The organism is Sphingobacterium sp. Lzh-3, assembly GCF_046764375.1.
Lineage (GTDB): Bacteria > Bacteroidota > Bacteroidia > Sphingobacteriales > Sphingobacteriaceae > Sphingobacterium.
The window spans coordinates 2,120,112-2,145,024 of record NZ_CP177226.1 but is presented as its reverse complement, the minus strand read 5'-3'; the positions used below and the strand labels follow the sequence as shown (position 1 = coordinate 2,145,024).

The following is a 24,913-nucleotide window of genomic DNA, read 5'->3' as shown; positions in this document are numbered from 1 at the left end:
AATTATGGAATCTCTTATTAAACAGATCATAGCGCATCAGCTTCCAAAAATTCTAGCCATGGAATCGCATCGCAAGGATTGGCGTTATCAGCTTATGAGCTTAAAAGATAAGACACTATTCGATAGATTAACGCTTATGAAGAGACAAGAATTACTTGCGTGGCTACAATGGTACGATAATGCCGGGACTTACGCTGATCACGACTGCATCCGGAGAGGTATTCCCTTATTTACGAAGGTTCAGGCATTGACCGCAGCTTATCAGCGGATTATGCGTGAACATGAAGGCTGGGACGGCTACATGGGAACTGAATATATCCGTGGCAGTACACTTTAAAAAAGACACTTTTTAAGCAGGAAATATTTTGCTCGCTGTGATATACTTGGCTAATGTATTCAGATTAGAAAGTGCCGCTCCGATTGTATTATTAAAATAAGTATAGACTTCTTTTCCCTCTGCAATCCAGTCGTTAATATAGGTGCTGTATTCAAACAATATGTTGTCCGTATAGCTTCCTTTATAGTCACCATTTGGGCCATGGAATCGCATATAGATTATGTTTGCATTTGCATCTGCGTATTGAAGACGCATACCTTGCATATTCTTATCATGAATAACCAGATTCATATTATAAGATTTTAACAGTTCAGAAGTTTCTTCCCTATACCAAACGGGATCCCTAAATTCTACACAGATCGACCACCCTTCACTTCTATTGTTCTGAGCAATACAATCCAGCAATTCAGCAAGCAATCCAATAGAAGCAAATTTAAAAAATGGTGGTAATTGTATGAGCAAACACCCTTTCTTTTGGCCGACAGCGTCAATAACGGATAGAAATCTGGCGACATCCTGTGGATCAAATTTGAGTTCTTTTTGATGTGTAATTCCTTTCCATAGTTTAAACGTAAAACGAAAATTATCGGTCGTTTCTTCGGACCATCTTCTGACGGTTTCTTCTCTGGGGATTTTATAAAAAGAGCTGTTTACTTCCAATGAATTAAATAATAAGCTATATACAGCCAATCGACTTTTATCCTGAAACTCCTCAGGATAGTAGCTTTTATTCTTGTAAGGCAAAAGGATACCGCTCGTTCCAGTAAAATATAATCTTTCCATACCTTTATAACAATCGGCTAGCATAGAATTGTTCATTTTTTTTTCAAAGACAAATTATCTTTTGTATTGATCAGCAATTGAATTGCATATAAAAAACAATTTATCTAAGTTTGAGAAACGAGTATTAGCAACAGCTATTTATAATCAACTCGTTTTCTAGTTTATTAGCGGATAATTAATCAATCACCCTCTATCAATGCACAAAAAATCTTACCTCATTTGTTTCGTTATTGGCACCATTTTGGGCAGTTGTACCGGAAATAAAAGTAACAATACAAATACAACTTCAAGCTCTCAGCCCGAATATGCCGATGAAAATCCGACATTTACCTTTGACAACATTAAACAGAGCTATTCGCAGGGCGAGGATCTGATCTTAAAGATGGACAGCGAAAAAACGCCGAAAATAGACTCTGTTATTTACACTATAAACGATAAAAAGATTGGTCAAGTAATCGGAAATGAACCTTTCCATTTTTCATTAAAACAGGAGAAATTTGGCAAGCAGATTATTAAAGCTGTCGTATTTAGTGATGGAAAACGAGAAGAAAATTCAGTCAACATCGATCTATTCGCGTCCACTCCTCCGCTTTTGCTAAGCTATAGCATTGTGAATATTTACCCCCATGATATCAAAGCTTTCACACAAGGATTGGAGTTTTATGGGGATAATTTGATCGAAAGTACCGGGAATGGGGTTGGTCCAAGCGGAAATAAGGGTAAATCGAGTGTTCGCATTGTTAATCCAAAAACGGGTCAGCCCATCAAAAAAATTGAATTGGATGATTCAATTTTTGGCGAAGGTGCCACCGTACTAAATGGAAAATTATATCAGTTGACTTATAAAAACAATCTAGCCTACCTATACGATATAAACAGCCTTTCTGTTATTAAGACACTTCCTTACTTTCAGCCAATGGAAGGCTGGGGTTTAACTTCTGACGGTAAAAACTTATACATGTCCAATGGTTCTGATTATATCTATACGCTTAATCCAAATGACTTCTCAAAAATGGACTATATCCGTGCAGCAACGAACACAGCCATGGTGGATCAAATCAATGAAATGGAATGGGTAAAAGGAAAAATCTATGCAAATTTCTTTATGGAGGATGTCATTGGACGGATCGACCCTAAAACTGGTACAGTGGAAGCTTTAGTCGATCTATCTAAATTACGTGAACATGTAACACAACATGTGGATTTAGATGTATTAAATGGTATCGCCTACAATAAAAGATCAAACACTTTCTTTGTTACCGGTAAAAACTGGGATAAAATGTTCGAGATAAAGCTAACAGAATAGCTTTATCTCCATCAAAAAAACAACATATTGTTCCAGAAACATCCAAATTGCGGTATCGCTAACTTTATGGTAATTCTTTCATTTTGTTAAAACCTTCGGTTACCATAGGTACAATTTGCGGTGTAAATAACTGTGGCATAAACGCCCCTGCCACCATATCTTTATTGACAATCCATTGCGCATATTTATCTACTAAAAATTGTATTCGCTGTGCTGAAGATAATCCTGGTAAGGTATAATAGATACTTTTTTCGCCTTCTTTCCCTTCCATCTGCACATACCTCCCTTTGGTCACATTCAGGTGACTGCGGTGTTCAAAATCACGTAGAAAGAGCTCATCTTTATCGACATTATCCCATTTGGGGTCACGTGGGCAACAAACCGATCCGTAACTTTCTCTTCGATAAACGGTAAGCATGCCTTTTGGGGAAATTGGTTTAACAAAATCGAACCTCGCGTTATCTTCGCCAGAAAGCCGGATGCTGTCGACTTTAACCCCACCATCCTCTCTTTTTATGGAATAATAAAAATTGGTCGTCGCAGGTTCTATACACATTCCGTTTTTCGAGGCTTCTTTGGCAACCTCATCATAATACCTCCAATCGGGGACAATCAGTACAAAATGCTGAAGATCGGGATAGAATTCAGTTGACCTCTTTAGTAACTCCACTGGAATTCTAGTACTCAAAAAGAAAACGTAAGTGGAATCTGGGACGATCTGCAAAGGAAGATCTATTAAATAACTGCCATTTTTCTGAGTCACAAAATCATTGTCGATCATCACAACCTGACCATAGTATTCGCGATACCAATCGGGTTTCACAGTATCAGCTAATGAATACGGGGGTATTGACTGATGCGCAGCTATTTTGCTCTTACAGGACAATGCCATCATGGGTAAAATGATAAGCAAATACCACTTATTTTTTAGTGTTAACATTGTTATAAAATTAAAATATATTTCAACTACTTTCCTGTTTGACTATCTACTTTTATTCCAGCTTGATTCATGAAGGCTATTTGATGTCCTAAACACGACTCAGCTAAGGCTGCAATTTTCTCTTTTTCATCAGTAATCTCCCGCAACAGACTTTTCCGACCCCCTTTTTTCTGTTCATCAATATATTTAATTAATAAAACACCATATCCATCAACGATCTCTGTCATGTAACCAACTGTAGCGATGTGAAAACTTTCGGCAGTTTTACTGTATTCCAATTGAGAGGCTTCACATTTTATTCCTTTTATGTAACTACTCAAAGCGCGTGCCTCATTCAATTTCATAGGATAAGAATAGTCTGATTTGTCGACATCATATTCACCTTCCAGCAATTTTCCATAGCTCTCATCCATTTTTTCTCGACAGCTATGCAATAGCTTAGCCATTTTCTCGTTGTACCCCGATTCCAAATTACCCCTACAGGAACACATGGTAAATATCATAAAGATTAAAGCTAGCATTCTCATTTCTTGATTTTTTTTTACAAATAACAGCTTTTTAAAACAGTCTTTCCGTTTCGTTTAATATTCGTGGTCTTTGTTTTAAGATTCGTTATTTTCCGCACAATCCACTTGCTCAAAACAATACGCTTATACCTACTTTGTACAAAATGTTCGTTACCCTGAAAGATGAAAAGGTTGCTCTTTTAAAAAACGGAATCCATAAAAATCACCTTATGCTGTGTTATTAAGAAAAAAGACCCTTCGAAACCGACTATTTTACCATTTAATTAACCCTTTTTTAAAAAAAACAAGAAAAAGACTATATTTAACAAGATTCACACATCATTTAACGCAGAAAACTTTGTTTCTTAAAAAGAATTACGGAACTTAGAGCGAATAAACCACCGAAATATGAATAATAGACCTTTAAACGGAATGACCAACGAAGAGCTTCAAACCAACAAAAAAAATGCTCAGGTAATTACTTGGATGCTCACAGCCATGCTCTTGATCTTATTAGGCATGGGAATCTACACCTCAATTAGCAAAGGATTCAGTGCATTAATGGCTATTCCTTTCGCCTTATCTCCCATTGTTATTCTGAATTTTAAAAGAATAAAAGAAATCAATGAAGAACTCAAAATAAGAGGAGCTCAATAGCGTCGTCATGAAGCACCTCTCATTATTCATATTCTTTATTCTCATCGCGGATATCGCATTTAGTCAAGAGATAAGTAAATCAACGACACAGACGATCACACAATCGGGTATTGGACTCGGTTCCGTAATTGCCGTTGTCACCTCATGGGATCGCAACAAATCTATACTTTGGGCTTTAATTCATGGAATACTAGGTTGGTTATACGTCATCTATTATGCCTTCACCCGCAACGAGTAACGATTATTAAATATAATTCTCACCAGAAGAGCCAAGCCGATCATGACCAAAATGTCTTTTCTTAATAACATCGCGATCAATTCCTTTTCTATATCTCGTCCCCAATCAAACACATGAGTTCCTCACCTATTTCCCATACAGATTTTGTCATTGAAGAAGTCAAAGAATCTAGCATTAACTTAATTTCCGAACTAGTAGACCTGACATTTAATATTGTCCAAGGAGGTGCCTCCGTAGGTTTTATGGAAGATCTAACAGTTGAGCAGGCAAGAAAATTTTGGACTGAGGTACTGAGCAAAGTCAAACTACAGAAAACAGTATTAATTGTCGCTAAAAATACTTTTACAAATCGAATCGCAGGCACTGTTCAACTGCAAATCGACCTCCCATCAAATCAGACACATCGTGCAGATGTAGCCAAAATGTTAGTCCATACTGAATTTCGAAGAATGGGTATTGCACAAAATTTACTTCAACACATTGAAAATATAGCCATTGATCTAAATAAGACACTACTGGTACTAGATACTGTAACCGATAGCCCGGCTTATATTATGTATCAAAAATGTGGCTGGACGATAGTCGGAGATATCCCAAATTATGCGCTCTTCCCGAATGGAACATGGTGTAGCACGACATACTTTTACAAAAGCTTAATTCTGCCGGCAAAATAAAAAAGCCTTTAAAATAATTAAATATTCATTTGGAGGCTTCTCTTAATTATTTGGGCGTTTCACATAAGAAACTCCATCTACCTATAGACCCTATCTATTTTTGTACCATACCGGTCCCGGTTTTTCGCCCATTTCTAGCACCAATGTCGCTCCGGACATAATTTGTTCATGTGTGATATAACTTGTTTCAAGAGGCTTACCATCGATCGTAATGGCTTGTATATAAATATTGGATTTACTGACATGCTTAGCTTTCACGGTAAATTTCTTTCCATTGGACAACTTCAATTCAGCTTTTTCAAATAAAGGTGTACCGATTTCGTATTTTCCACTTATGGGATCTACAGGATAAAATCCCAATGAGCTGAATACATACCAAGCCGACATCTGCCCGCAGTCATCATTTCCACTTAATCCAGAAGGTGTATTCAAGTAAAGCTTGTTCATTACCTCCGCTGCATATTGCTGCGTTTTCCAAGGCTGTCCAACCGCATTAAATAAATAGATTGCATGATGGCTTGGCTCGTTACCGTGTGCATATTGGCCAATCATTCCTGTACTAAAAATTGGTAGTTTGCTGGTGTCAGAAGGATGAAATGTAAACATGCTATCTAACTTCTGTCCAAAGCGCTCTTGTCCACCAACGAGTTTAATCAATCCAGGGATATCATGTTGTACAGACCAAAAATATTGCCATGCATTACTTTCACAGATATGCGCGCTATATTCCTCCGCATCAAATGGAGTAATAAACTTACCATGGCTATCTCGAGGTTGCATAAATGAAGTAGCCGGATTATACACATTTTTATAATTTTGAGCTCTTGCAAAGAATGTTCCCGCAATCTCTTTCTTTCCCATCTTATCGGCCATCATTGCGATGCAATGATCGTCATAGGCATATTCAAGTGTTCTTGATAGGGACCAGTTTTCGGCATTGTATTCATCTTTGACATCATAAGGCACATAGCCTAGCTTTTTATACAGACCTATACCCCGGTAATTGTCAATATTAGCTGTGGCAACACAGGCTTCTAACGCTTTTGATGCATCAAAATCACCAATTCCTTTTAAATATGCATCTACAATGACAGGAATGGCATGATTCCCAATCATCATATCCGTTTCACTCCCATAAATATTCCATACCGGTAATCGGCCGTGCTGTTCATAAAAGGCTATGAAGGACTTAATCATATCATTTACTCGGCTAGGGTCGATATAGGTAAATAACGGATGGGAAGCTCTATAAGTGTCCCAAAGTGAGAATGTGCTATAATTAGTCCAACCTTCGGCCTGATGTACCTTCCGGTCAGCCCCCATATACGCACCATCAACATCACCCAAAATCGTCGGTGCTAACATGGAATGATATAACGCTGTATAGAACTTAACCTGCTCCTCTTTGTCTTTGGTCTCGATCGATACCCTCCCCAATTCATGATTCCAATTTTGCTCGGCCTCCTTTAAATAATAATCAAAGTCATCTTTTGGAACTTCTGCCTTTAAGTTCTTGGAAGCGCCTTCCATACTTACTCCCGAAAGGGCCGTACTTAAAGTCACTTGTTCTCCAGCTGCTGTCTTGAAATCAAAACGTGCTTTGAATGCTGTACCAATTCGTTTTGCGCCTTTTGCCGTTGTATCAGCGCTGGATAATATTGCTGAACTATCGATATGAACGGCCATAAAAGGCTTAGAAAACCGAGTTTCAAAATAAACGCGTTGGCCTCTTGCCCAGCCCTCCGAAAAACGATAACCACGAATAGTGACAGAATCAACCACTTCGATGTGCGAATCCGTGGTAGCATCCCAATTCATTGCTTTCTTTAAGTCTAAAAATACAGCAGACTCGGCTTTTGGAAAGGTATAACGTTGAATACCACAGCGTGCCGTTGCTGTCAGCTCCACATTTATATCGTAATCAGTAAGTTTTACCTGATAGTATCCGGCGTGAGCCTTTTCGTCTTTATGCGAAAATTTGGAATGTATACCTAAGGGAGCAGCAGCTTCATGATATGGTAAGGTAACCGGCATGAAAGATATGTCGTACAAGTCGCCGGCACCAGTTCCACTTAGATGTGTATGGCTAAAGCCGGAAATCGTACTGTCGGGATAAAAGTATCCGGAAATACGGTCCCAGCCAGGTAGTCCATTATCTGGGCTGAGCTGCACCATCCCAAAAGGCGACTGTGCTCCAGGATATGTATTGCCCGTAAAATCCGTTCCGATAAAAGGATTTACATATTCTACATAAGAAGTCTCATTGGACTTTTTTATTGAAGCGCAACCAATTAAGGACAAAAGGCCTGCACAGACCGCATAATTAATATATTTCATCGTGTAGATCAGTTTTTCAATTTAGTTTGCCTAATTATCTATTTCCAGTAACGATTAGAATATCTTTACTGTTGACCAAAGTCTGATGGTTGATTTTAAATCCATTGAATGGTTTTCCATCGATAACGATCTTTTTGATATAATCACCAGCACCCGCTTTTTGACGTCTTATCGTCACTTTGTCGCCGTTTGGATAATATTTCTTATCGAGTTGGATGGTCACTTTGTCGAATACAGGTGTTACAACGGTATAATCTGGTCTACCTGGACAAAAAGGATAGATTCCAATCATGTTCATTAAAGCCCATGTAGACATTGTTCCCGTATCGTCATTTCCTGGTATACCTCCGGGACTGTTTGTAAAATGTTTCTCCAGAATTTCTTTAACCAGTTTTTGGGTACGCCACTCTTCTCCTTTGATTTCTGAAAACACATGTGGATACAGCATATCTGGTTCGTTGGTAACATCAAAATACCCTTTATCAAACGTTGCCTGCAGTCTATCCACAAATTTTTGCTTTCCACCTATCAATTTCACCAAACCAGGTATATCAAATGGTATGGCAAAACTATAGTTCCAAGCGTTACCTTCATGGAAACCATGATTAGGTTCAAAATTGGCGCCCATCAATGGGCTAAATGGACTTAAAAACTCGCCGTTAGGAAGAATAGGTCTGAAAGTCCCATACTCCGAAGAATAATAATGTTTATATCCCTGCGCTCGCTTAGCAAAAAGCTGGGCATCTTTGGTTTTCCCCAATGAACCGGCCAGTTGGGCTAAGTTCCAATCGGCAACATAATATTCTATGGCATGAGATACCGAATTATCGAATGAATCGCGCAGTGGAACATACCCATACTTCACATAGTCCGCATTGTCGGGTCTAATTTTATTCGTGGAGTCCGTAGTCGTTGCCGATTTCAGAAACGCTTCATAAGCTGTATTGATATCAAAATCCCGAATGCCTTTCATCCATGCATCAACGATCACTGGAACTGCCGGATCGCCATCCATGGTATAGCTTTCTCGGCTATACAACTCCCATTTGGGCATCCAACCACTTTCCTTATAAATATCGATCATGGAACGTATCATGCCCACCTGCTTATCGGGATAAACCAGTGACATTAAAGGCTGAACATTTCGGTACGTATCCCATAGCGAAAACACGGTGTAACGCTTGTGATCTGCAACAAGTGTTTTCCGACTTTCCATTGCCGGATATTCTCCGTTTACATCCTGCAAGATATTTGGATGAATCATAGCATGATATAAAGCCGTATAGAACACTGTTTTTTGGTCCTCTGTACCGCCTTCTACCTGTATCTTTGACAATGCATTGTTCCAAAGCGAAGCTGCGTGCTTTTGTGTTTTTTCAAAGCTAAAGTCTGCTTGTTCAGCATCTAGATTTTTACGCGCATTCTCAACGCTCACAAATGATACGGCAAGCTGTACTTCTAAGCTTTCATTTTCTTTGACATCAAAACTAAAATATGCGCCAAGATCATCGCCGGAAAGCTGATCGGTATAGTCCGTAAAAATTTTATATTTTCCGGCATCTTTATTCCAATCGTTTTCCCATTTTTCTCCGGCACGTTGGAATTTCCAATATCCTCTTTTTGACGGTTTTTTATTGACTCGCATAACAAAGAAGATCGGGTAAACAGCCTGATTGTTCGTGTAACAGAAAGAGCCCAACAACTTAGAACCTTCTATTTCGGTATCACTTACATAACGAACTGTTGCTCCCGTTTCATTTGTTAAACCTTCGCCCAAATTAAGCAGGATATTTGCCTGTCCTTTTGGAAAAGTAAATTTAGAAACACCTACACGGGTTGTCGCTGAAACTTCGGCCTTGATACCGTATTTCTTTAACACATTGCTGTAATACCCCGGATGGGCAACCTCCTGCGTATAGGTACTTCCATATTGATGATAATAAACCTCTAATTTACCTGAGGTTGGCATCAACAACAGACTTCCCATGTCTGGACATCCTACCCCACTTAAATTAACATGAGAAAAACCTGTAAAATAACTGTTGCTATGTTCATAGGGAGTAGACCACCATCTCGCATCCTTATCAAATGCATTAAGTGATGATCCCATTACATTAAACGGAGAAACATTCATCAAGCCGTTGGGAACCTGAGCACCCGGATTAGTTGTTCCATAATTGCTGGTACCGATAAACGGGTTGACATAGTCTGTAGGAAGCTTTTGGGCAGAAACATTCTCCCAAAGAAATAATCCTAAAAGTAAAAAACGAATAGATTTGATCATATAATCTTGATAGACGACATTGTTAATTGCTTTCATTCAAGCAAACACCATAGGCCGCTCATTTTAGCGTGTACCTACAATACTACAGATAATCGCAAAGATTTACAAATCTTACAACTGGTTATATCGATGATTTTACGTTTGTTAATAGGATTTAGCAAAACTATACATGTTAAGCAAAGAGATTTATGATGACCAATAACAACAAAAGCCTGAAGTGGGGAACTTCAGGCTTTTACTAACTAACCAATTATTAACCTAAATTATGAAACTACTGATATAACGTCATCAAAAACGAGTTTCTTATATCGGGCCGCTAAGTTTAACCAAATTTTAACAAATCATTGTTATCGTTCAACTCGCTCTATTTTAATCCAGCAGTAAACATGTTTTTTATTGATACAGTCCCCATTGTTTATTCGGTGTAGCGCCCATTTCTAAGACAAGCTCTCCTCCTTTTAGCAGTTCGGAAGCATCAAAATAAAAGGTATTGAGCGGTTTTCCATTTAACGTTGCGCGTTGTACATACATATTTTTCTTATTTGCATTTTTCGCTTTGATAATAAACTGTTCACCTCTTCCATATTTACCATCCAATCTAATCTTAACCTCCTCAAAGAGTGGGCTTCCTATTTCATAAATTGGTTTGACCCTTGTTCCGCCATCGATCTGAAATAAACCAATAGCATTCATGATATACCAAGCACTCATTTGCCCTTGGTCTTCATCGCCGAGATAAGCATTCGAAACCCCTTGGCCATAATAGCGTTCACCTATGGAGCGGCTCCATTTTTGTGTCAACCAGGGCTTATTCAACCAATTAAAAATATAGGCGAAATGCATTGATTGCTGATTTCCCTGAACAACAGGATAATCCCAATATTGATCATTAGGGCCATTATAACGCCATTTTTCACTTTCTGGAAATCCCCATTCCAATCGTTTTAAAAACACATCCTGGCCGATCATTTTAGCTAGTCCAGGAATATCCTGTGGCACAAAAAAGGTCAATTGCCATGCATTTCCTTCTACATAATGATGGTTAGCCCCCGATTTAAAAGGGTCAAAATCTTTATACCATTCTCCTTTTGAATCCTTCATCCGAGCATAGCCACTACTGACATCTATCGCATTTTTCCACCAGTTTGCGCGATCATTGAAATAGCGATATTCCTGTTCCTTTCCTAACGATTTTGCAAACTGCCCAACTGTCCAATCGTCAAAACTATATTCCATAGAATTGGAAAACCGCCCCAAATCATAAGGAACGTACTTATATTTTAAATAGACATCCAAATCCCTATTACCCGCAAAACCGCCTTCAAATTTCAATGGACTTGTTGTCTGCATTTTTTTAACAGCTTCAAATGCCTTTTCAGCATCGTAGTCTCTAATCCCCATCTGGTATGCCCCAACAATTAACGGTATTTCATGTTCAGCAACCATGACCGGAATATACTCCATTCCGGCCGGCCCTTTCGCCAGCCAGCCATTTGCGTCATACATCGCAAGTTGCGATCTAACCCATTTATTGGACCACTCCGGCGTAACCAAGTTCCAAAACTGATTTAAATTCCAAAAGGTATTCCAGAAAGCATCACAGCCTAAAGCGAGATCCCCTTTATGGGCTAAAGTTCGTATCACTTCATCCGAAGACCTCCATTGACCGTTCACATCACTAAATGTATTTCGGCTTGCCAAAGTGCGATACATATTGGTATAGAATTTCTCTTTTTCAAAATAGTCTGAAGACTTTATCGCCAATCTACTTAAAAGTTCATCCCAAACTTTATGCTGATTTTCCACGACCCGATCAATGGACCATCCGAATGGCTCCGAAAGTTCCGTTTTTAAATTCTCCTCTGCATTGGCTAAGCTCACATAAGAAATCCCAGTGCGCAGTTGTACAGCCTTATCTTTATGCACATCAAATTCCACGTACATTCCCGCAAATTGAGCGCTATCAGCAACCAAATCAGCCCGTTCAGTCAACCGATCATTATGCCATGTGCCATAGTTTATGATAGGTTTATCAAACTCCATCACAAAGTATACGACATAATCCTGTTTTGCATCCGTGGACCAAACGTTTTCAGATAATTGATTACTGTATCCCACAACCTTATAGTCAGAAACCTTTTTCAGCGAGAAATCTTTAATTTTATAATCATATTCTCCGTTAACCTTAAGATCAATCATGATACGTCCTGTATCCGACTTATGATAGGTATATTGTTGAAAACTGGAACGTGTACCAGCCGTCAATTTTACGTCGATATCGTGATCAAGGAGATGAACAGCATAATATCCCAATGGAGCCTTTTCGCTGGTTTTATCTATTGCAGATCGATATCCTGAATTTGTACTGTACTGATCTCCGACCCGAGTTTTCAATTGACCTGCTGTCGGAAATGTTCCCAATCCAGCCATTGTCCATTCGTGAATATGGCTAAAAGTACCAATAGATTCGATAGAAGGTTCATAACCTGCCTGCCAGCCAATATTTTGGTTATCTGGACTGATCTTTACCATGCCAAAAGGCATCCATGGTCCCGGGGCTATCATCCATCTGGAATGTGCTGCACCCATCATCGTGTTCACATAATCTGAAACTCCACCGAGTCTTTTTGGGCCCCGCTTGATTGTTGAAGACTGTATTAATTGCCCATTATTATAAATTTCATACTTACTCCAGATATCCTTAGCGACATAAGGCATTGGTATTTCCAATTTCGCTGCACCTTTTTCAAGTGTTTTCTCATAAATTTTCTTGCCATCCAAGACTACTTTCAACTGTTCATCATCTTTCAATTTCAAGAGATCAACCAGCATATTTTGGACGGGTTTTCCTGCATTTAGAATCTCAAAATCAGCTTGCTGTACATTTTTAACAATTACAGATCGATTAGCTATTAACTTTACTTGCTGTGGACCAAGCAGTTTAAAGGAATCAAATTCAACCCAACCTCCCTTTATGACAGTTAGGGTAATCTGATTTCCGCCTTTCTTAATGAGATCAGCTGATACCGGTATATTTATCGTAGAATTTCCAGATTTTAAAGGATTCTCTAGCGGCTCACCATTTCCTGCTCCCCGCTCCACCTCAAAATTATAGGGCTTGCCATTGATTACGATCTGTAGTGTAGGTTTATTTTTAGGGTCACTATTGGCCAATTTAACCTGAAGTGTGCACTGACCATTTTTTATACTATTGTTTAACACATAGTATAAATTCAAAAAATGTGTTCTCAGACCAGAGGTTCCTCCAGTCCCGCCCCATTCATTGGCTGGACCGGGCAATACATAGGGTAGATCCTTTGTTAAAGAAGATTGACCGATGATAAAGGCATTGTCTTCATAACCAAAATCATGTTCCAAAAATTTCTTATATCCATTCGGGGACAAGGCAAATTCGCTGCTTGAACCGTCTGAATTCCCCAATTGCCAAATTGCGTGCTCCTGGCCAACTACAGACTGTACACATAGAAGCAACAGACCGGCGGCAAAAGAAAGTGAGAAACGTAATTTCATAAGTATCAGATTTTATAATTTTTAATTACATCAGTTTCATTTTCCATAAATTGGTCAAAATTATTCGTTAGACTTATTCAATTGTACATACATAAAAGATCAACCAAAACCTATGATAAACAAAATAATAAACACAATATTACTACAAAAATCACAAATATCAAACGAATAAAACCAAATGTATATACATATAAAGTAAAAACAGAGGAAAATGATTTCGATATAAACACACAAATTTGAAGCGATGAAAGGTTTTGATTCTTAGAGAGAAGAGTTAGATCAATGGATAATTTCTTTCATATTGGATTTTTTCCTGAATTGGGAAACAAGTCTGGTTAACGTACAAAAGTGTTGCTGAAGGCTATTTAAGATAAACAAAGCTTTAATAAGAATGTACAAATTGAAATAATTTCCCGAAAGTTTAATATTCTTGCACTCTAACTTTGTCTAAAACTCAGGCAAAGCAATAATTACTATTGGCAATTTGGATTCAAAAAGGTATATTTATACAATTATTTGCTTTGAAACCATAAAGATAAGAGTATTATCTTTAGTATTATCATTATAAACAATATTCTACCCATTTGTGTAGAGCCTTATTTCATTGCTGGATAGAGATTTAATATTTTGAACAAGTTCAACTATTAGCTTTGACAATGATTACATTGTAAGGATAGGAACGTAAAAAAGCTTGTTTCTAGTGCATAAATTGACATTATGTGCTTATTTTTGTAACTTGCAAGCCAAGACAACATCGATTTTACGTGGTATTCAAAAGCAATTACGGATCATCTTTGTAATTTACACTATGAAAATTAAGATTGAAGATTTTTTCAAGCCGGTACAAGTTAAAGACGACTTTAGCAAAGATGATTATGAGATTGTCGAAGCCTTTATAAATTTCGCTAAATCGTTAAGCAGATTAACCTATCAAAGTATATATTTAATTGATTATTCAAAGAAAAGCTTTCTATTTGTTTCTGATAACCCAATCTTTTTATGTGGAAGTACCCCTACTGAAGTAATGCGTGAAGGTTATTATCATTATGTTAATAATGTCCCTGAGAACGATTTACATTTACTAAAAAAAATAAACGACGTTGGTTTTGACTTTTTTGGAAATTTAGATGCCGAAGATCGTCTAAAATTCTCTATATCTTATGATTTCCATTTAAAACAACCAGGGAATAAACCGCTTTTAGTAAACCATAAGCTAAAACCCCTGCTATTGGACAAGTTTTCCAATCCTTGGATCGCGCTCTGCCTGGTTTCTATTTCCTCGCATGCAAACTCAGGAAACATTAGATATAAATCGGATGAGGACGGAAAACAGTTTGAATATGATTTGGCTAAAGATATTTGGGTAGAAACCCCTCGTATTAAATTGAAACCCCGTGAAAAGGACATTCTTCTTTTTTCCGCACAAGGTCTTACCATGGATCAAATAGCAGATCAGCTTTATGTATCAATTGACACGGTTAAATTTCATAAAAAACAAATATTTTCAAAACTAAAAGTCAAAAGCATTACAGAAGCTACAGCACTAGCAATTGAACTATCTCTTTTCTAATGTTATTCACTATTTTTTGAACATAACAGCATTAACTTAGACATCTCAACAAATTTTTGAATATCGACCTGGTTTCCCATACTAAACTGAGAATATTTATTTTTCTCAATAAAAGTATCCAGCCATTCCGATTTGATATAGATCGGAAGTGTCTCAGAATAGAGGTATATAATTGGATCTCCAAGTTCAAAAGATTCGATTTCTAATTTCCGGAGCGTATTGACGACTTTTCGATCACATTCAGCGATGACTAATCCACTCCCAAGACTGTAGGGTCCATAAAATGCGTCAAAAAGCATTTTTTTCAGAATATTGATCCGATTACCAATTATCTTTCCTGAAATCACAAAACGCCCAATGTGCCAAAAGTTCTTTATATGCGGAATTAACAAGCTTTCTGTTTCAATATCAAATAATTTCTGAATCGGCAAACTTGTTTCCTTATCCCAAAATGTAATTCTAATAGAGGCCTGAATAGCACCATCAAGCTTACTTCGAAGGACATAATAAATGGAACGATCAAAAAAAATCTGATCCTCTCCTATTAATGACTCGAAATCAAACTTATACTCCTCTTCGGAATAGCTATCCAGTTTGTAGTGCTCTTGAGTCGTTACTAAATAAAAATGAATAAGTTCAGGAAGTTCGTTTTTATTAAGCTTGGTAAAATAATAGTTTTCAGGCGTCCAGTTCATGCAAATGTTATTCGATATGCAATTATAAAAATAAAGACTTTTCGTTTAAATTCCCACAGTAACAAATTTACTACATAAAAGTGTAATGGAAGGAATGTTTTTTCAGTTATATTTTGTTCAACTCATCATGGACAAATAATAGGAATCTGGAAAGAATTTCACTGGTTTTGTTGTTGCCAAATTAAACACAATATGACTTACCATCCCAGATAAGAGGTATAACCCTAAAGATAACTGTGGTGGAGGAGACGTTAACGCTATTTTACCATATTCTGCCAAAAACTCCTCAAGCCATTTCGTTTCTATACCCTTTGTTTTTAAACTGTCCACAATAAATTTACCGACATTTAATTCGAAGGTCTCGTGGGCTTTTTCCAATGAATGCAGATTGAGCCCCTCGGGCGGGAGGACCGTTAAAAACCCAGCCCAACCCAAATTATAGGGATGTACTACGGGTATATTTTTTTTTGCCATATATTGATCAAAAACAAAGGGAATATCGGAAGAAAAATCCAAAGCATTAATAGCAACCTTATGGTCGATACCAATATCGTACAGATTATCTTTGTTAATAAATTCCGGAAATACCGTTATTTTGGCTTCTGGATTAATTGTCCGTAAGCGATCCTGCAAAGCAAAGACTTTCTTTACACCGATATCTTTACTGGTATAATTTTGTCTATTTAGATTTGATAATTCGACAATATCCCCATCAGCAATTGTCAAATTTTCGAATCCCATGCGCAACAGGCATTCGGCAATGTAACTTCCTATTCCACATCCTCCTATCAACACGGGAAAATCCTTGATACGTTGTTGTTCTTCTTCTGTAATATGTATGTTATTCCGAATATACCTCAAATCCATGTAATAATATTTCAATAATTTTGTATCACATAAAGATAGAATTATAATTTATATTATTATTAAAGAAATTGCTAAGCACTTTTTCACATTCACCTCGGGTCAATTAACCATGATTTTCCTTATTATCAAATATAAGTTACCGCGCATGAAAAGTAAATTATTCAAAATAAACATTACAACTAGTAAAGAATCTAAAATCCACGATATTAGTCAGCTATCGCTTGTTTTTATTTTCGTTCAAAATGAATACCTTTAATGAAATTAACTTGTAAAATGGATAATACAAGAATATATCGTATGTCATTTGCTGGTGTGTACCCGCTTTATATACAAAAGGCTGAAAGAAAAGGACGTACAAAAGAGGAGGTCGACGCAATTATTTTTTGGCTAACTGGCTATAATCCGGTATCCTTACAACAAACAATTGACGATAAAATTGACTTTGAACATTTCTTTAAACAAGCACCTTGCTTAAACCCGAATGTTTCCAAGATCACAGGCGTAATCTGTGGTTATCGCATTGAGGATATTGAAGATCCGCTGGTTCAGAAAGTTCGTTATCTCGATAAATTAATTGATGAACTGGCCAAAGGTAGATCCATGGAAAAAATTTTAAGAAAGTAAGCCCTGCTACGATTTGTAAATAGCGCGTACTTGCTATTCCAACGCATAGATGGCTCCATCAGCGGAACCAAAATAAAGCCTATTATCTTCGATCCATAGCGTTGAAAAAACACTTCCCATCTGTAAATAATCTGCAAACAATCGCGTAATATCGTTTTTGTATTTTTGCTGCAGATCGGCATGGAGCATATTTTCACCATTGAGAAACAATTGTCTGTTCTTTTTACTCGACTCCGTTTGGAATATTGGTACAACTTCTCCTTTTTTTATATTCAATCTATAAATTACACCATCCAGTGTCCCAAAAAAAGCCGCATCGCCAGCAATTGTGGCACTACTAAATGTGTTTAAAGGCACCTTGGGTTCGGCTATTTTCATTCCGTCAATTCTATTTAAAACAAGTATACTATAGGAATCCGACATGGTTACAACAAGCTTATCGTCAAAAATACTAGGAACACTTGTCCAGCTTCCCGGTTGATGATATACCCAAAATCCACTTCCATTCGTGGTATTTAGCGCATATACATTAAAGTCACGCGCACCAAAATAGACTGTACTATCAGCAACAACTGCGTTGAATTGGATCTCACCTTTGGGAAAATAACGTTCGCCAATTGTTTTAAACCTCCAATCTAAGGTGCCATCTTTTTTCAAACAATAGAAATAACCATCAAAACTACCAATAAAAACATGCTCTCGTGTCAACGTTGGGGCTGCATGCACAATTCCTCCGGTCAGGAATTTCCAAATAAGTTTCCCAGATTTAGCACCTACAGCGTAAATATGATGATCTCCAGACCCAAAATACACGACGCCATCGACCACTGCAGGAGATGAAAGAAAATAATCCCATACATCATAGCTCTTCTCACCATTGGTTGAAAACTGCCATAATTTTCGTCCAGTTTGAGCATCCAGGGCATACAAGTAGCCATCAGCGCTTAAAAAATACACTATTCCAGCATCTACAGCAACAGTTGACCGAATTTCACCAGCAGTTTTATACGTCCAAAGTACATCTCCGCTAGTTTTGTTCAACGCATATAAATTACTGTCACAAGAACCCACAAAGACGACATCACCCCAAATGATGGGTGAAGAAAACAATTTTCCTTTTGTTTGGAATTTCCATTTCAATGATGGCTTTAAACCGACATTGGAGGACGCTGCATAATTTTGACGATCTAGGCTTCTAGCCAGAGCCAGATGCTGCCCTCTTAATTGATAAAAACATCCCACCGCAATAAATAGGATAATAATGGGGCGCCAATCATATTTTAGTCTAAACATCGATGTTTTTTTAAGGTTATAGGTTATGCTGTCGCGCTCAAAAAATAGCTGAGCTATCGACTATTATCTCTCGGTCGCTAAGTGTCCTTATCATATTATGGATAGATAAGGTATTTTTCCCTAACCTTTCTATAACTCTTTAATCCCGGTTCCCAGCTTTTTCGGATTTCTTCTTCCGAAACACCAGCTTCGATTTGCTTGCGAAATAAACCTACGCCCACGAGCCTTTCGATACTGCCAATCTGTTTCGAAAATGATTGATCAAAAAACTTGTCTTTTTCCGGAGAGTTCTGATAAAGTGCTATCATCCAGGATAAGTTTATTTTTTTATTATCTACAAGCTGCTTTAGATCATATTTACGCAGGTCTATTCCATAGCATTCTTCATTCATAAACAGTGGCGATTCACTCATCCCTTTTTTACTGACGGGGACAAATGAGAAATCATATATACCCTTATAGATTGGACTACCGATCACAACAAAGGGATAATCGGTGCCTCTGCCATGATTCACTTTCACACCTTCAAAGAGGCAGGTACTCGGATATAATAGTATGCTTTGTTCCGTATTTAAATTGGGTGAGGGATTGACTGGTAATTTATAAAGCATACTGTGGTCATAATTTGCTACAGGAATAATCTTCAATTTACATTTCTTTTTGGTATTCATCCAACCTTCTCCATTGATCATCTGGGCAAATTCAGCTGTAGTCATCCCATGTGCAATAGGAACAGGAAATTGCCCAATACCCGACTTATATTTTTCCTCCAAAATAGGGCCATCAATAAGATAGGCATTGGGATTGGGCCTGTCTAAGATCAAGAGCTCCTTATCATTTTCGGCGCAAGCTTCCATAATATCCCGAAGGGTATTAATGTTGGTATAAAATCTCACCCCCATATCCTGCACATCATAAATAAACAGATCGACATCTTTTAGATCCTTCGCTGTTGGCTTTTTCTTATTTCCGTATAAAGAGACAATAGGAATTTTGGTTATCGGATCGATTTCGTCCCCCACTTCAGTTCCATTACTTGCATTGCCTCGAAATCCGTGCTCAGGTCCAAAAATTCTCACAATCTGAACCCCGCGCGCGAGTAGACTATCAACAAGGTGTCTCCCTTTAATAACCGTAGATGGATTGCCCAATATACCAATGCGCTTATTCAATAAATAAGGTACATAACGCTCGGTCTGTTCGGCTCCTGTCCGTATACGATCATTACAATAATCCAAAAAGGTCTGCGCTTTCACATCGTTGAACAGGAATAGCGTTAATATAAAAATGAGCACTGGTTTCATATTCGTTCGGTTTATATTTAAAAAATACCCACTGAGCATCAGGCTATTCACACGATAACAAAAAACTAAACTAAGGATAAAGCTTTATTTTCACAAATCGTTTGTTAAAATTGACAAACAAGTTTTATCACACTACCTTTGGAATATTATTGAGCATGATTTCCAAATGAACAATGGATGGCATGAGGAAGCTTTAGCGTGCTAAATTTTTATAATTATTAATCATGGAAAATCAGGTAAATGCAGGTGAATTTGTAGATCGTTTTATGACAGGTAGTCTGGAGCATCTGCGTTATCAACAATCCCCGATCAAGATCTTCCAGCTCAGTGAAATCGCACCCTACATTAAATTTCCGACCCCACCTATTTTCCTAGGCTATAATCTTCTTGTTCACATCACGGAAGGTTATTTTAAACATCAGATTGGTGCCAAGGAATATGTTGTAACAGCTCCGGCAATTCTTATCAGCAACTACGGCAATATCTCAACAATAAAGTCGGTCGATAAATCCGCGAAAGGACATTGCGTTTTGATCAACGACAATGCGATGACTTCCATCTTCAGGGAACAGGAGATTTTGAATATTTTTAATATCTCGCCCTTACTAAACTTAACTGCGCGAGACAGCGGCGATCTTCAAGAACTTTTCAGATTACTTTATGATGAATTGCTTTCCGAATCACCTTATAAAGAACTATTTGAAAATTTATTAAAATCTGCAATTCTAAAAATTATCAAGCTATCTTCATCCAACCTTGCGCTCAATCGGAGACAGGAAATTGCAATGATGTTCAAACAGCTTGTGCACAAAAACTTCAAAAAGCAAAAAAATATTTCATTCTACGCGGATAAACTCGCGGTATCTACAAACTACCTTAATCGCTGCGTATTTTCTGTATTCAAGAAATCGTCGAAGGAACTCATTCTTGAAGTACTGATTATGCACAGTCAATTTCTATTGTTTGAATCCACTAAAAGCATTGCAGACATTTGTTATGAATTGGATTTTTCCGATCCTTCTTACTTCTCACGGCTTTTCAAAAAAATAGTTGGTGTTTCTCCTACTTCTTATCGAAACAGAGCAACTTAGATTTTCAACATGCACGATTTGTCCTATCTTTTATACTGAAGTACACAAGAGAATCAAATTGATTGGAGTTATTTTTGTGTAAGTGATTGAAGCAAAAGAGAATTTTTTGGTCAACGGGCAGTTCTTCTTCATGTTTCGATTTACATTGTTCCATCATTTAATCACATATTTAAAGATGCTTAAGGTTTCAGAACACAACAATATAACCCAAGATTTCGATTTGTTTATTGCGGATTTTAAAACTAGGCTATCAAGCTTATTTAATAAAGAGTATGATTACAACTCGCTCAGTTTAACGCGTGGGCTACCGCCTGAGTTTTTAGCTGAGATCATGAAAATGCAGCCCTTGTCGGTTGCTATCCCGGAACACCACGGTGGTCGGGGCCTTCATGTGAAAGAATGCTTGGGTGTACTGGCGGCAGCTTCTTATGAATCACTATCTTTATCGCTCATTTTCGGGATTAATATTGCGCTATTTTTGGAGCCCTTTGCCAAATACGGCGATACCTTACTTCAAGAGAAGATATTCCATCAATTTTTGGAAAACCAGGCAATGGGAGGATTAATGATTACCGAACAGGCTTACGGCAGTGACGCCCTCAATATGCGAACATCTTACGAACAAAAGGACGATAAGTACTATATAAAAGGTGAAAAACACTGGCAAGGTCTCACTGGAGCTGCTGACTTTTGGCTCGTGACAGCACGCAAGAAAAATGAAAACGGAGAACTGGTGCGGGATATAGATTTCTTTGTCACAGAGAACGCCGTCGAAGAACAAAAGATTACTGTTACAAAGAAATACAATAGCCTTGGTCTTTATGCAATTCCTTATGGAGTGAACGACATCGACATCAATGTTCCCATGGATCACAAACTAAATCCGGAAAGTACAGGAATTAAATTGATGTTAGACACCCTCCACCGCAGCAGATTACAATTCCCTGGAATGGGAATGGGTTTCATAAAACGGATGTTGGATGAGGCCATGACACATTGTTCCGAACGCCGTGTAGCGGGTATTAGTTTAAATGAATTAGACGCTGTTAAATTTCAGTTGTCGCGCATACAGGCTGCATTTACCTTATGTTCTGCAATGTGTTCATACAGTGTCTCGATCAGCTCTATCCATAATGACCTTTCGGCCTATGGTGTAGATGCCAATAGTGTGAAAGCATTTGTGACAGACTTAATGCATGAAGCCGCGCAAACATGTGTGCAATTATCCGGTGCAAATGGCTATAGGTTAGACCATGTTGCCGGTCGTGGCCTCGTAGACAGTAGACCTTTTCAAATCTTTGAGGGATCAAATGAAATGCTTTATTCTCAAGTTGCTGAAGCGATCGGTAAACTTATGCGCAAAACCAAAGAAAGTAACTTGTTGTCTTTCTTAAAAAAATATAGCTCAACTGAATTTGCAGCACCATTTTTCTCATCAATCTTGAATTTTGACTTTCCGCTACAGCCCAAACAACGTGAACTGGTTACACTTGGAAAGATAATCGCCCGCGTCATCTGTTTTCAGTATGTTTTACAAATTAACAACGCCGGGTTCAATGATAAGATGACAGAAATAACACGTCAACATGTGAGCATGGATATTTATATGTTGGTAGGCCAGTTATCAAATAACAATAATGCCGAACCACTTATGAACTACGACGAAAACACAGATTGGATGAAGTTCACTTCTTAATAAGGAGACATTACAGGAATCAATCTGGTCAGTAAGTTTCAATAAAAGCAAGAGGCTACTTCCTATGAAGTGGCCTCTTCCATTATATTGCTGAAATATCCCATTCCCACACACTATGATAGTGCCCTATCGACTCGGTATAGGCAATAAATTCTCGGTAAAACGGATGTGAACCTATTGTAGCACTATCTCCAATAACAACCAATTTCTTCTTAGCCCTAGTCATTGCCACATTCATCCGGCGAACATCAGACAAAAAACCAATCTGCTGTTCAGCGTTACTTCTGGTCAAACTGATATAAATAACATCCTTCTCCTGCCCTTGAAAACTGTCTATTGTCTGTATTTTAATCAAGTCGTTAAAAGGTCGTAGCACTTCTTCCCCATCCAATACCTCCTTCAATAAAGTGGCCTGCTTTCGATAAGGAGCAATCACCCCGACGCTCAGGCTTTCATCGAGGCTCAAAGACGCTGTCCAAGCTCCAATATGGTCGTTCAGATGAGCTTTAATAAAATGAGCTTCTCCTAGATTAAAGATTGCGCCGTCGCTTTCGGTTTCTTCAAACCCCGCTCCCGCTGTATCGATAAATAAGACCGGTTCGGTATCCACTGCTAAGCTCCACTGTGCCACTGTACTATCTGCTCTCAACAAACCATTATACAAGGCTGTGGACGGGTATTGCATAATTTGTTCATTCATGCGATACTGTACATCTAACAAAGAAACCAATTGCGGATTATGATCTACCAATTTTTCGAATAATGTATGGCTCAGGCCATGGTGAGGTACATTACTGGATTTTACAGTAGGAGGCAATTGATTGTGGTCTCCCGCCAAAATAACTCGATGTGCCTTTAATATCGGGATCCAGCAAGCAGGCTCCAATGCTTGTGCGGCCTCATCAATAATGACTGTTTCATAGCTGCGATTGCGAATAACCTCATGATTCGATCCAACCAAAGTTGCAGTAATTACCTGCGATTTATCCAAAACATCTGCACTGATAAAATCTTGAATCTTATCGACATCTTTTCTGATTCGATGAGCTTCATCAAACAACGCTTTTCTTTGCTCCCGCTCAGCTTTTCCAAAATTACGTTTATATTTTTGAGCCATCTCTGTATACGTCCGCACTTGCTTTTGAAGTGTTTTAATATCCTTATTTGCAGGATGTCGATCAATCTTTGCATCGAGTGTCAATTCCTGGAGATGCTCCGAAACCTTCACAGGGTTTCCTATTCTTGTTACTGCAATTCCAGCAGCATCTAGACGTTCAGTTAACAAATCAACGGCAGTATTGCTCGGTGCAACAACCAACACTTGCTTGTTGTATTGTTTTAGCAATGCCTTCACGGCCTGAACCAATGTTGTTGTTTTCCCCGTCCCCGGCGGCCCATGCAAAAGAGCTACAGTACTTGCTTCCAATAGCTGTTGGACCGCTTTATTTTGCCCCGTATTTAAGTTGGGATGCTCAAAGAATTCTGCAATAGATTCAGTTGGAATCAACTCTTCACCGATTAATCTTCTCACAAAACTACCTTGCTTTGCATCACGGCTCAATTCCTTTCCTTTCTCCAAGGCATTGAACATCTCCCGATAGGAATACTCATCAAATAACAAATCAACACCAAGCTTCCCTCTTCTGCTCCATTCTGGAAGTTCATCGACACGAAATGAAATTCGCATCCCATCCCTATTGATCGAAGATATGATGCCCTCTATTCGATCTCGGTCGGGATCGTGATTTGAGAACAGACAAACTGGCATACCAAAGCGAAACTTATGTTCGACCTCATAATAATTTGTTCGATTTAAATTAACGGATAAATAGTCTCCTCTCCCAAGCTCCGTATCTGTTATCTGAATCGGAAACCAGGTGACACCTTGCATTCTTCGTTCATTCAAACTACTTTTCAACAACAAATTTTCATGTTGTAATCGATCAAATTGGTGCTCCTGACGTAATAAAGTAATAAGCTCGTCGAAATAATTCATCGTGTAATATACAAATTGCTCAGGCGCAAAATAACTGTTTTTTTACTTATTTGGACCATTTGGTTTTTAATTCATCTCATATGTAGTCAAATTTTGTAAAGCAAATTGATATGTTCCAAAAGAAGCATTGGATCTAACCGTAAATTCATATTTTTTTACTATAATTGGAAAAGAGAGCGTTTTC

The 24,913-nt window shown here is 38.0% G+C and carries 20 protein-coding genes; 9 read left to right on the top strand and 11 right to left on the bottom strand.

What is annotated here, in order from left to right:
• The first annotated feature begins 4 nt into the window (after positions 1 to 4).
• The gene (locus ACLCDV_RS08825) at positions 5 to 337 is read left to right on the top strand and encodes a hypothetical protein (RefSeq protein ID WP_346068517.1); all 333 of its coding nucleotides are present in this window, start codon (positions 5 to 7) and stop codon (positions 335 to 337) included.
• Positions 338 to 349: 12 nt separating this feature from the next.
• Here the strand turns inward: ACLCDV_RS08825 and ACLCDV_RS08820 are convergent, their stop codons facing one another.
• On the bottom strand, positions 350 to 1,120 hold the full coding sequence (locus tag ACLCDV_RS08820; RefSeq protein WP_411973450.1) for a DUF72 domain-containing protein: 771 nt from the start codon (positions 1,118 to 1,120) through the stop codon (positions 350 to 352).
• A gap of 196 nt (positions 1,121 to 1,316) precedes the next feature.
• Here ACLCDV_RS08820 and ACLCDV_RS08815 point away from each other — a divergent pair, with 196 nt between their 5' ends.
• Positions 1,317 to 2,426, top strand: a complete 1,110-nt coding sequence (locus ACLCDV_RS08815; protein ID WP_333625217.1) for a glutaminyl-peptide cyclotransferase — start codon at positions 1,317 to 1,319, stop codon at positions 2,424 to 2,426.
• A gap of 64 nt (positions 2,427 to 2,490) precedes the next feature.
• On the opposite strand, the gene ACLCDV_RS08810 is transcribed toward ACLCDV_RS08815, so the two are convergent.
• Together ACLCDV_RS08810 and ACLCDV_RS08805 are read right to left on the bottom strand one after the other, a co-directional pair.
• Complete coding sequence (locus ACLCDV_RS08810) at positions 2,491 to 3,366, bottom strand: hypothetical protein (protein WP_411973449.1); 876 nt, start codon at positions 3,364 to 3,366, stop codon at positions 2,491 to 2,493.
• A 26-nt stretch (positions 3,367 to 3,392) separates the two neighbouring features.
• Complete coding sequence (locus tag ACLCDV_RS08805) at positions 3,393 to 3,893, bottom strand: hypothetical protein (RefSeq protein WP_317667616.1); 501 nt, start codon at positions 3,891 to 3,893, stop codon at positions 3,393 to 3,395.
• 387 nt (positions 3,894 to 4,280) lie between these two features.
• Between ACLCDV_RS08805 and ACLCDV_RS08800 the strand changes: the two genes are divergently transcribed.
• From ACLCDV_RS08800 to ACLCDV_RS08790, 3 genes are all read left to right on the top strand, one after another.
• Positions 4,281 to 4,529 (top strand): redox-active disulfide protein 2, encoded by a 249-nt coding sequence (locus ACLCDV_RS08800; protein ID WP_317667617.1) that lies wholly within the window; start codon positions 4,281 to 4,283, stop codon positions 4,527 to 4,529.
• A 7-nt stretch (positions 4,530 to 4,536) separates the two neighbouring features.
• Positions 4,537 to 4,767, top strand: coding sequence for a hypothetical protein (locus tag ACLCDV_RS08795; RefSeq protein WP_317667618.1), 231 nt, complete (start codon positions 4,537 to 4,539; stop codon positions 4,765 to 4,767).
• A 113-nt stretch (positions 4,768 to 4,880) separates the two neighbouring features.
• A complete protein-coding gene (locus ACLCDV_RS08790; protein WP_333575645.1) occupies positions 4,881 to 5,441 on the top strand; it encodes a GNAT family N-acetyltransferase in 561 nt (186 codons plus the stop codon).
• 90 nt (positions 5,442 to 5,531) lie between these two features.
• Here ACLCDV_RS08790 and ACLCDV_RS08785 read toward each other — a convergent pair whose 3' ends face one another.
• From ACLCDV_RS08785 to ACLCDV_RS08775, 3 genes are all read right to left on the bottom strand, one after another.
• Positions 5,532 to 7,778, bottom strand: coding sequence for a GH92 family glycosyl hydrolase (locus tag ACLCDV_RS08785; protein WP_411973448.1), 2,247 nt, complete (start codon positions 7,776 to 7,778; stop codon positions 5,532 to 5,534).
• 34 nt (positions 7,779 to 7,812) lie between these two features.
• Positions 7,813 to 10,098, bottom strand: coding sequence for a GH92 family glycosyl hydrolase (locus ACLCDV_RS08780; RefSeq protein ID WP_411973447.1), 2,286 nt, complete (start codon positions 10,096 to 10,098; stop codon positions 7,813 to 7,815).
• A 357-nt stretch (positions 10,099 to 10,455) separates the two neighbouring features.
• The gene (locus ACLCDV_RS08775; protein ID WP_411973446.1) at positions 10,456 to 13,593 is read right to left on the bottom strand and encodes a GH92 family glycosyl hydrolase; all 3,138 of its coding nucleotides are present in this window, start codon (positions 13,591 to 13,593) and stop codon (positions 10,456 to 10,458) included.
• Between the two features lie 808 nt (positions 13,594 to 14,401).
• Between ACLCDV_RS08775 and ACLCDV_RS08770 the strand changes: the two genes are divergently transcribed.
• Positions 14,402 to 15,163: a response regulator transcription factor gene (locus tag ACLCDV_RS08770; RefSeq protein WP_317667623.1), complete on the top strand. Its 762-nt coding sequence runs from the start codon at positions 14,402 to 14,404 to the stop codon at positions 15,161 to 15,163.
• A 2-nt stretch (positions 15,164 to 15,165) separates the two neighbouring features.
• Here the strand turns inward: ACLCDV_RS08770 and ACLCDV_RS08765 are convergent, their stop codons facing one another.
• Both ACLCDV_RS08765 and ACLCDV_RS08760 read right to left on the bottom strand, forming a co-directional pair.
• Positions 15,166 to 15,858, bottom strand: a complete 693-nt coding sequence (locus tag ACLCDV_RS08765; RefSeq protein ID WP_411973445.1) for a hypothetical protein — start codon at positions 15,856 to 15,858, stop codon at positions 15,166 to 15,168.
• Between the two features lie 117 nt (positions 15,859 to 15,975).
• Complete coding sequence (locus ACLCDV_RS08760) at positions 15,976 to 16,725, bottom strand: ThiF family adenylyltransferase (RefSeq protein WP_333575653.1); 750 nt, start codon at positions 16,723 to 16,725, stop codon at positions 15,976 to 15,978.
• 273 nt (positions 16,726 to 16,998) lie between these two features.
• Between ACLCDV_RS08760 and ACLCDV_RS08755 the strand changes: the two genes are divergently transcribed.
• Positions 16,999 to 17,349, top strand: a complete 351-nt coding sequence (locus tag ACLCDV_RS08755) for a DUF2200 domain-containing protein (RefSeq protein WP_317667626.1) — start codon at positions 16,999 to 17,001, stop codon at positions 17,347 to 17,349.
• A gap of 33 nt (positions 17,350 to 17,382) precedes the next feature.
• On the opposite strand, the gene ACLCDV_RS08750 is transcribed toward ACLCDV_RS08755, so the two are convergent.
• Together ACLCDV_RS08750 and ACLCDV_RS08745 are read right to left on the bottom strand one after the other, a co-directional pair.
• Positions 17,383 to 18,642, bottom strand: coding sequence for a PQQ-binding-like beta-propeller repeat protein (locus ACLCDV_RS08750; protein WP_411973444.1), 1,260 nt, complete (start codon positions 18,640 to 18,642; stop codon positions 17,383 to 17,385).
• Positions 18,643 to 18,737: 95 nt separating this feature from the next.
• Positions 18,738 to 19,946, bottom strand: coding sequence for an exo-beta-N-acetylmuramidase NamZ domain-containing protein (locus ACLCDV_RS08745; RefSeq protein ID WP_411973443.1), 1,209 nt, complete (start codon positions 19,944 to 19,946; stop codon positions 18,738 to 18,740).
• Positions 19,947 to 20,170: 224 nt separating this feature from the next.
• On the opposite strand from ACLCDV_RS08745, the gene ACLCDV_RS08740 reads away from it, so the two are divergent.
• Positions 20,171 to 21,037, top strand: coding sequence for a helix-turn-helix domain-containing protein (locus tag ACLCDV_RS08740; protein WP_333575659.1), 867 nt, complete (start codon positions 20,171 to 20,173; stop codon positions 21,035 to 21,037).
• A gap of 175 nt (positions 21,038 to 21,212) precedes the next feature.
• On the top strand, positions 21,213 to 22,733 hold the full coding sequence (locus tag ACLCDV_RS08735; RefSeq protein ID WP_333575660.1) for an acyl-CoA dehydrogenase family protein: 1,521 nt from the start codon (positions 21,213 to 21,215) through the stop codon (positions 22,731 to 22,733).
• Positions 22,734 to 22,815: 82 nt separating this feature from the next.
• On the opposite strand, the gene ACLCDV_RS08730 is transcribed toward ACLCDV_RS08735, so the two are convergent.
• Positions 22,816 to 24,729, bottom strand: a complete 1,914-nt coding sequence (locus ACLCDV_RS08730) for an AAA domain-containing protein (RefSeq protein WP_317667631.1) — start codon at positions 24,727 to 24,729, stop codon at positions 22,816 to 22,818.
• Between the last annotated feature and the right edge of the window lie 184 nt (positions 24,730 to 24,913).

Excerpts from the sequence above, each read along its gene's own strand:
- ACLCDV_RS08755 (WP_317667626.1), top strand. The coding sequence starts at position 16,999 with ATGGATAATACAAGAATATATCGTATGTCATTTGCTGGTGTGTACCCG.
- ACLCDV_RS08775 (WP_411973446.1), bottom strand. The coding sequence starts at position 13,593 with ATGAAATTACGTTTCTCACTTTCTTTTGCCGCCGGTCTGTTGCTTCTA.
- ACLCDV_RS08800 (WP_317667617.1), top strand. The coding sequence starts at position 4,281 with ATGAATAATAGACCTTTAAACGGAATGACCAACGAAGAGCTTCAAACC.
- ACLCDV_RS08745 (WP_411973443.1), bottom strand. The coding sequence starts at position 19,946 with ATGAAACCAGTGCTCATTTTTATATTAACGCTATTCCTGTTCAACGAT.
- ACLCDV_RS08750 (WP_411973444.1), bottom strand. The coding sequence starts at position 18,642 with ATGTTTAGACTAAAATATGATTGGCGCCCCATTATTATCCTATTTATT.
- ACLCDV_RS08770 (WP_317667623.1), top strand. The coding sequence starts at position 14,402 with ATGAAAATTAAGATTGAAGATTTTTTCAAGCCGGTACAAGTTAAAGAC.
- ACLCDV_RS08735 (WP_333575660.1), top strand. The coding sequence starts at position 21,213 with ATGCTTAAGGTTTCAGAACACAACAATATAACCCAAGATTTCGATTTG.
- ACLCDV_RS08765 (WP_411973445.1), bottom strand. The coding sequence starts at position 15,858 with ATGAACTGGACGCCTGAAAACTATTATTTTACCAAGCTTAATAAAAAC.
- ACLCDV_RS08795 (WP_317667618.1), top strand. The coding sequence starts at position 4,537 with ATGAAGCACCTCTCATTATTCATATTCTTTATTCTCATCGCGGATATC.
- ACLCDV_RS08730 (WP_317667631.1), bottom strand. The coding sequence starts at position 24,729 with ATGAATTATTTCGACGAGCTTATTACTTTATTACGTCAGGAGCACCAA.
- ACLCDV_RS08760 (WP_333575653.1), bottom strand. The coding sequence starts at position 16,725 with ATGGATTTGAGGTATATTCGGAATAACATACATATTACAGAAGAAGAA.
- ACLCDV_RS08810 (WP_411973449.1), bottom strand. The coding sequence starts at position 3,366 with ATGTTAACACTAAAAAATAAGTGGTATTTGCTTATCATTTTACCCATG.
- ACLCDV_RS08805 (WP_317667616.1), bottom strand. The coding sequence starts at position 3,893 with ATGAGAATGCTAGCTTTAATCTTTATGATATTTACCATGTGTTCCTGT.
- ACLCDV_RS08740 (WP_333575659.1), top strand. The coding sequence starts at position 20,171 with ATGGAAAATCAGGTAAATGCAGGTGAATTTGTAGATCGTTTTATGACA.
- ACLCDV_RS08785 (WP_411973448.1), bottom strand. The coding sequence starts at position 7,778 with ATGAAATATATTAATTATGCGGTCTGTGCAGGCCTTTTGTCCTTAATT.
- ACLCDV_RS08820 (WP_411973450.1), bottom strand. The coding sequence starts at position 1,120 with ATGGAAAGATTATATTTTACTGGAACGAGCGGTATCCTTTTGCCTTAC.
- ACLCDV_RS08825 (WP_346068517.1), top strand. The coding sequence starts at position 5 with ATGGAATCTCTTATTAAACAGATCATAGCGCATCAGCTTCCAAAAATT.
- ACLCDV_RS08815 (WP_333625217.1), top strand. The coding sequence starts at position 1,317 with ATGCACAAAAAATCTTACCTCATTTGTTTCGTTATTGGCACCATTTTG.
- ACLCDV_RS08780 (WP_411973447.1), bottom strand. The coding sequence starts at position 10,098 with ATGAAAGCAATTAACAATGTCGTCTATCAAGATTATATGATCAAATCT.
- ACLCDV_RS08790 (WP_333575645.1), top strand. The coding sequence starts at position 4,881 with ATGAGTTCCTCACCTATTTCCCATACAGATTTTGTCATTGAAGAAGTC.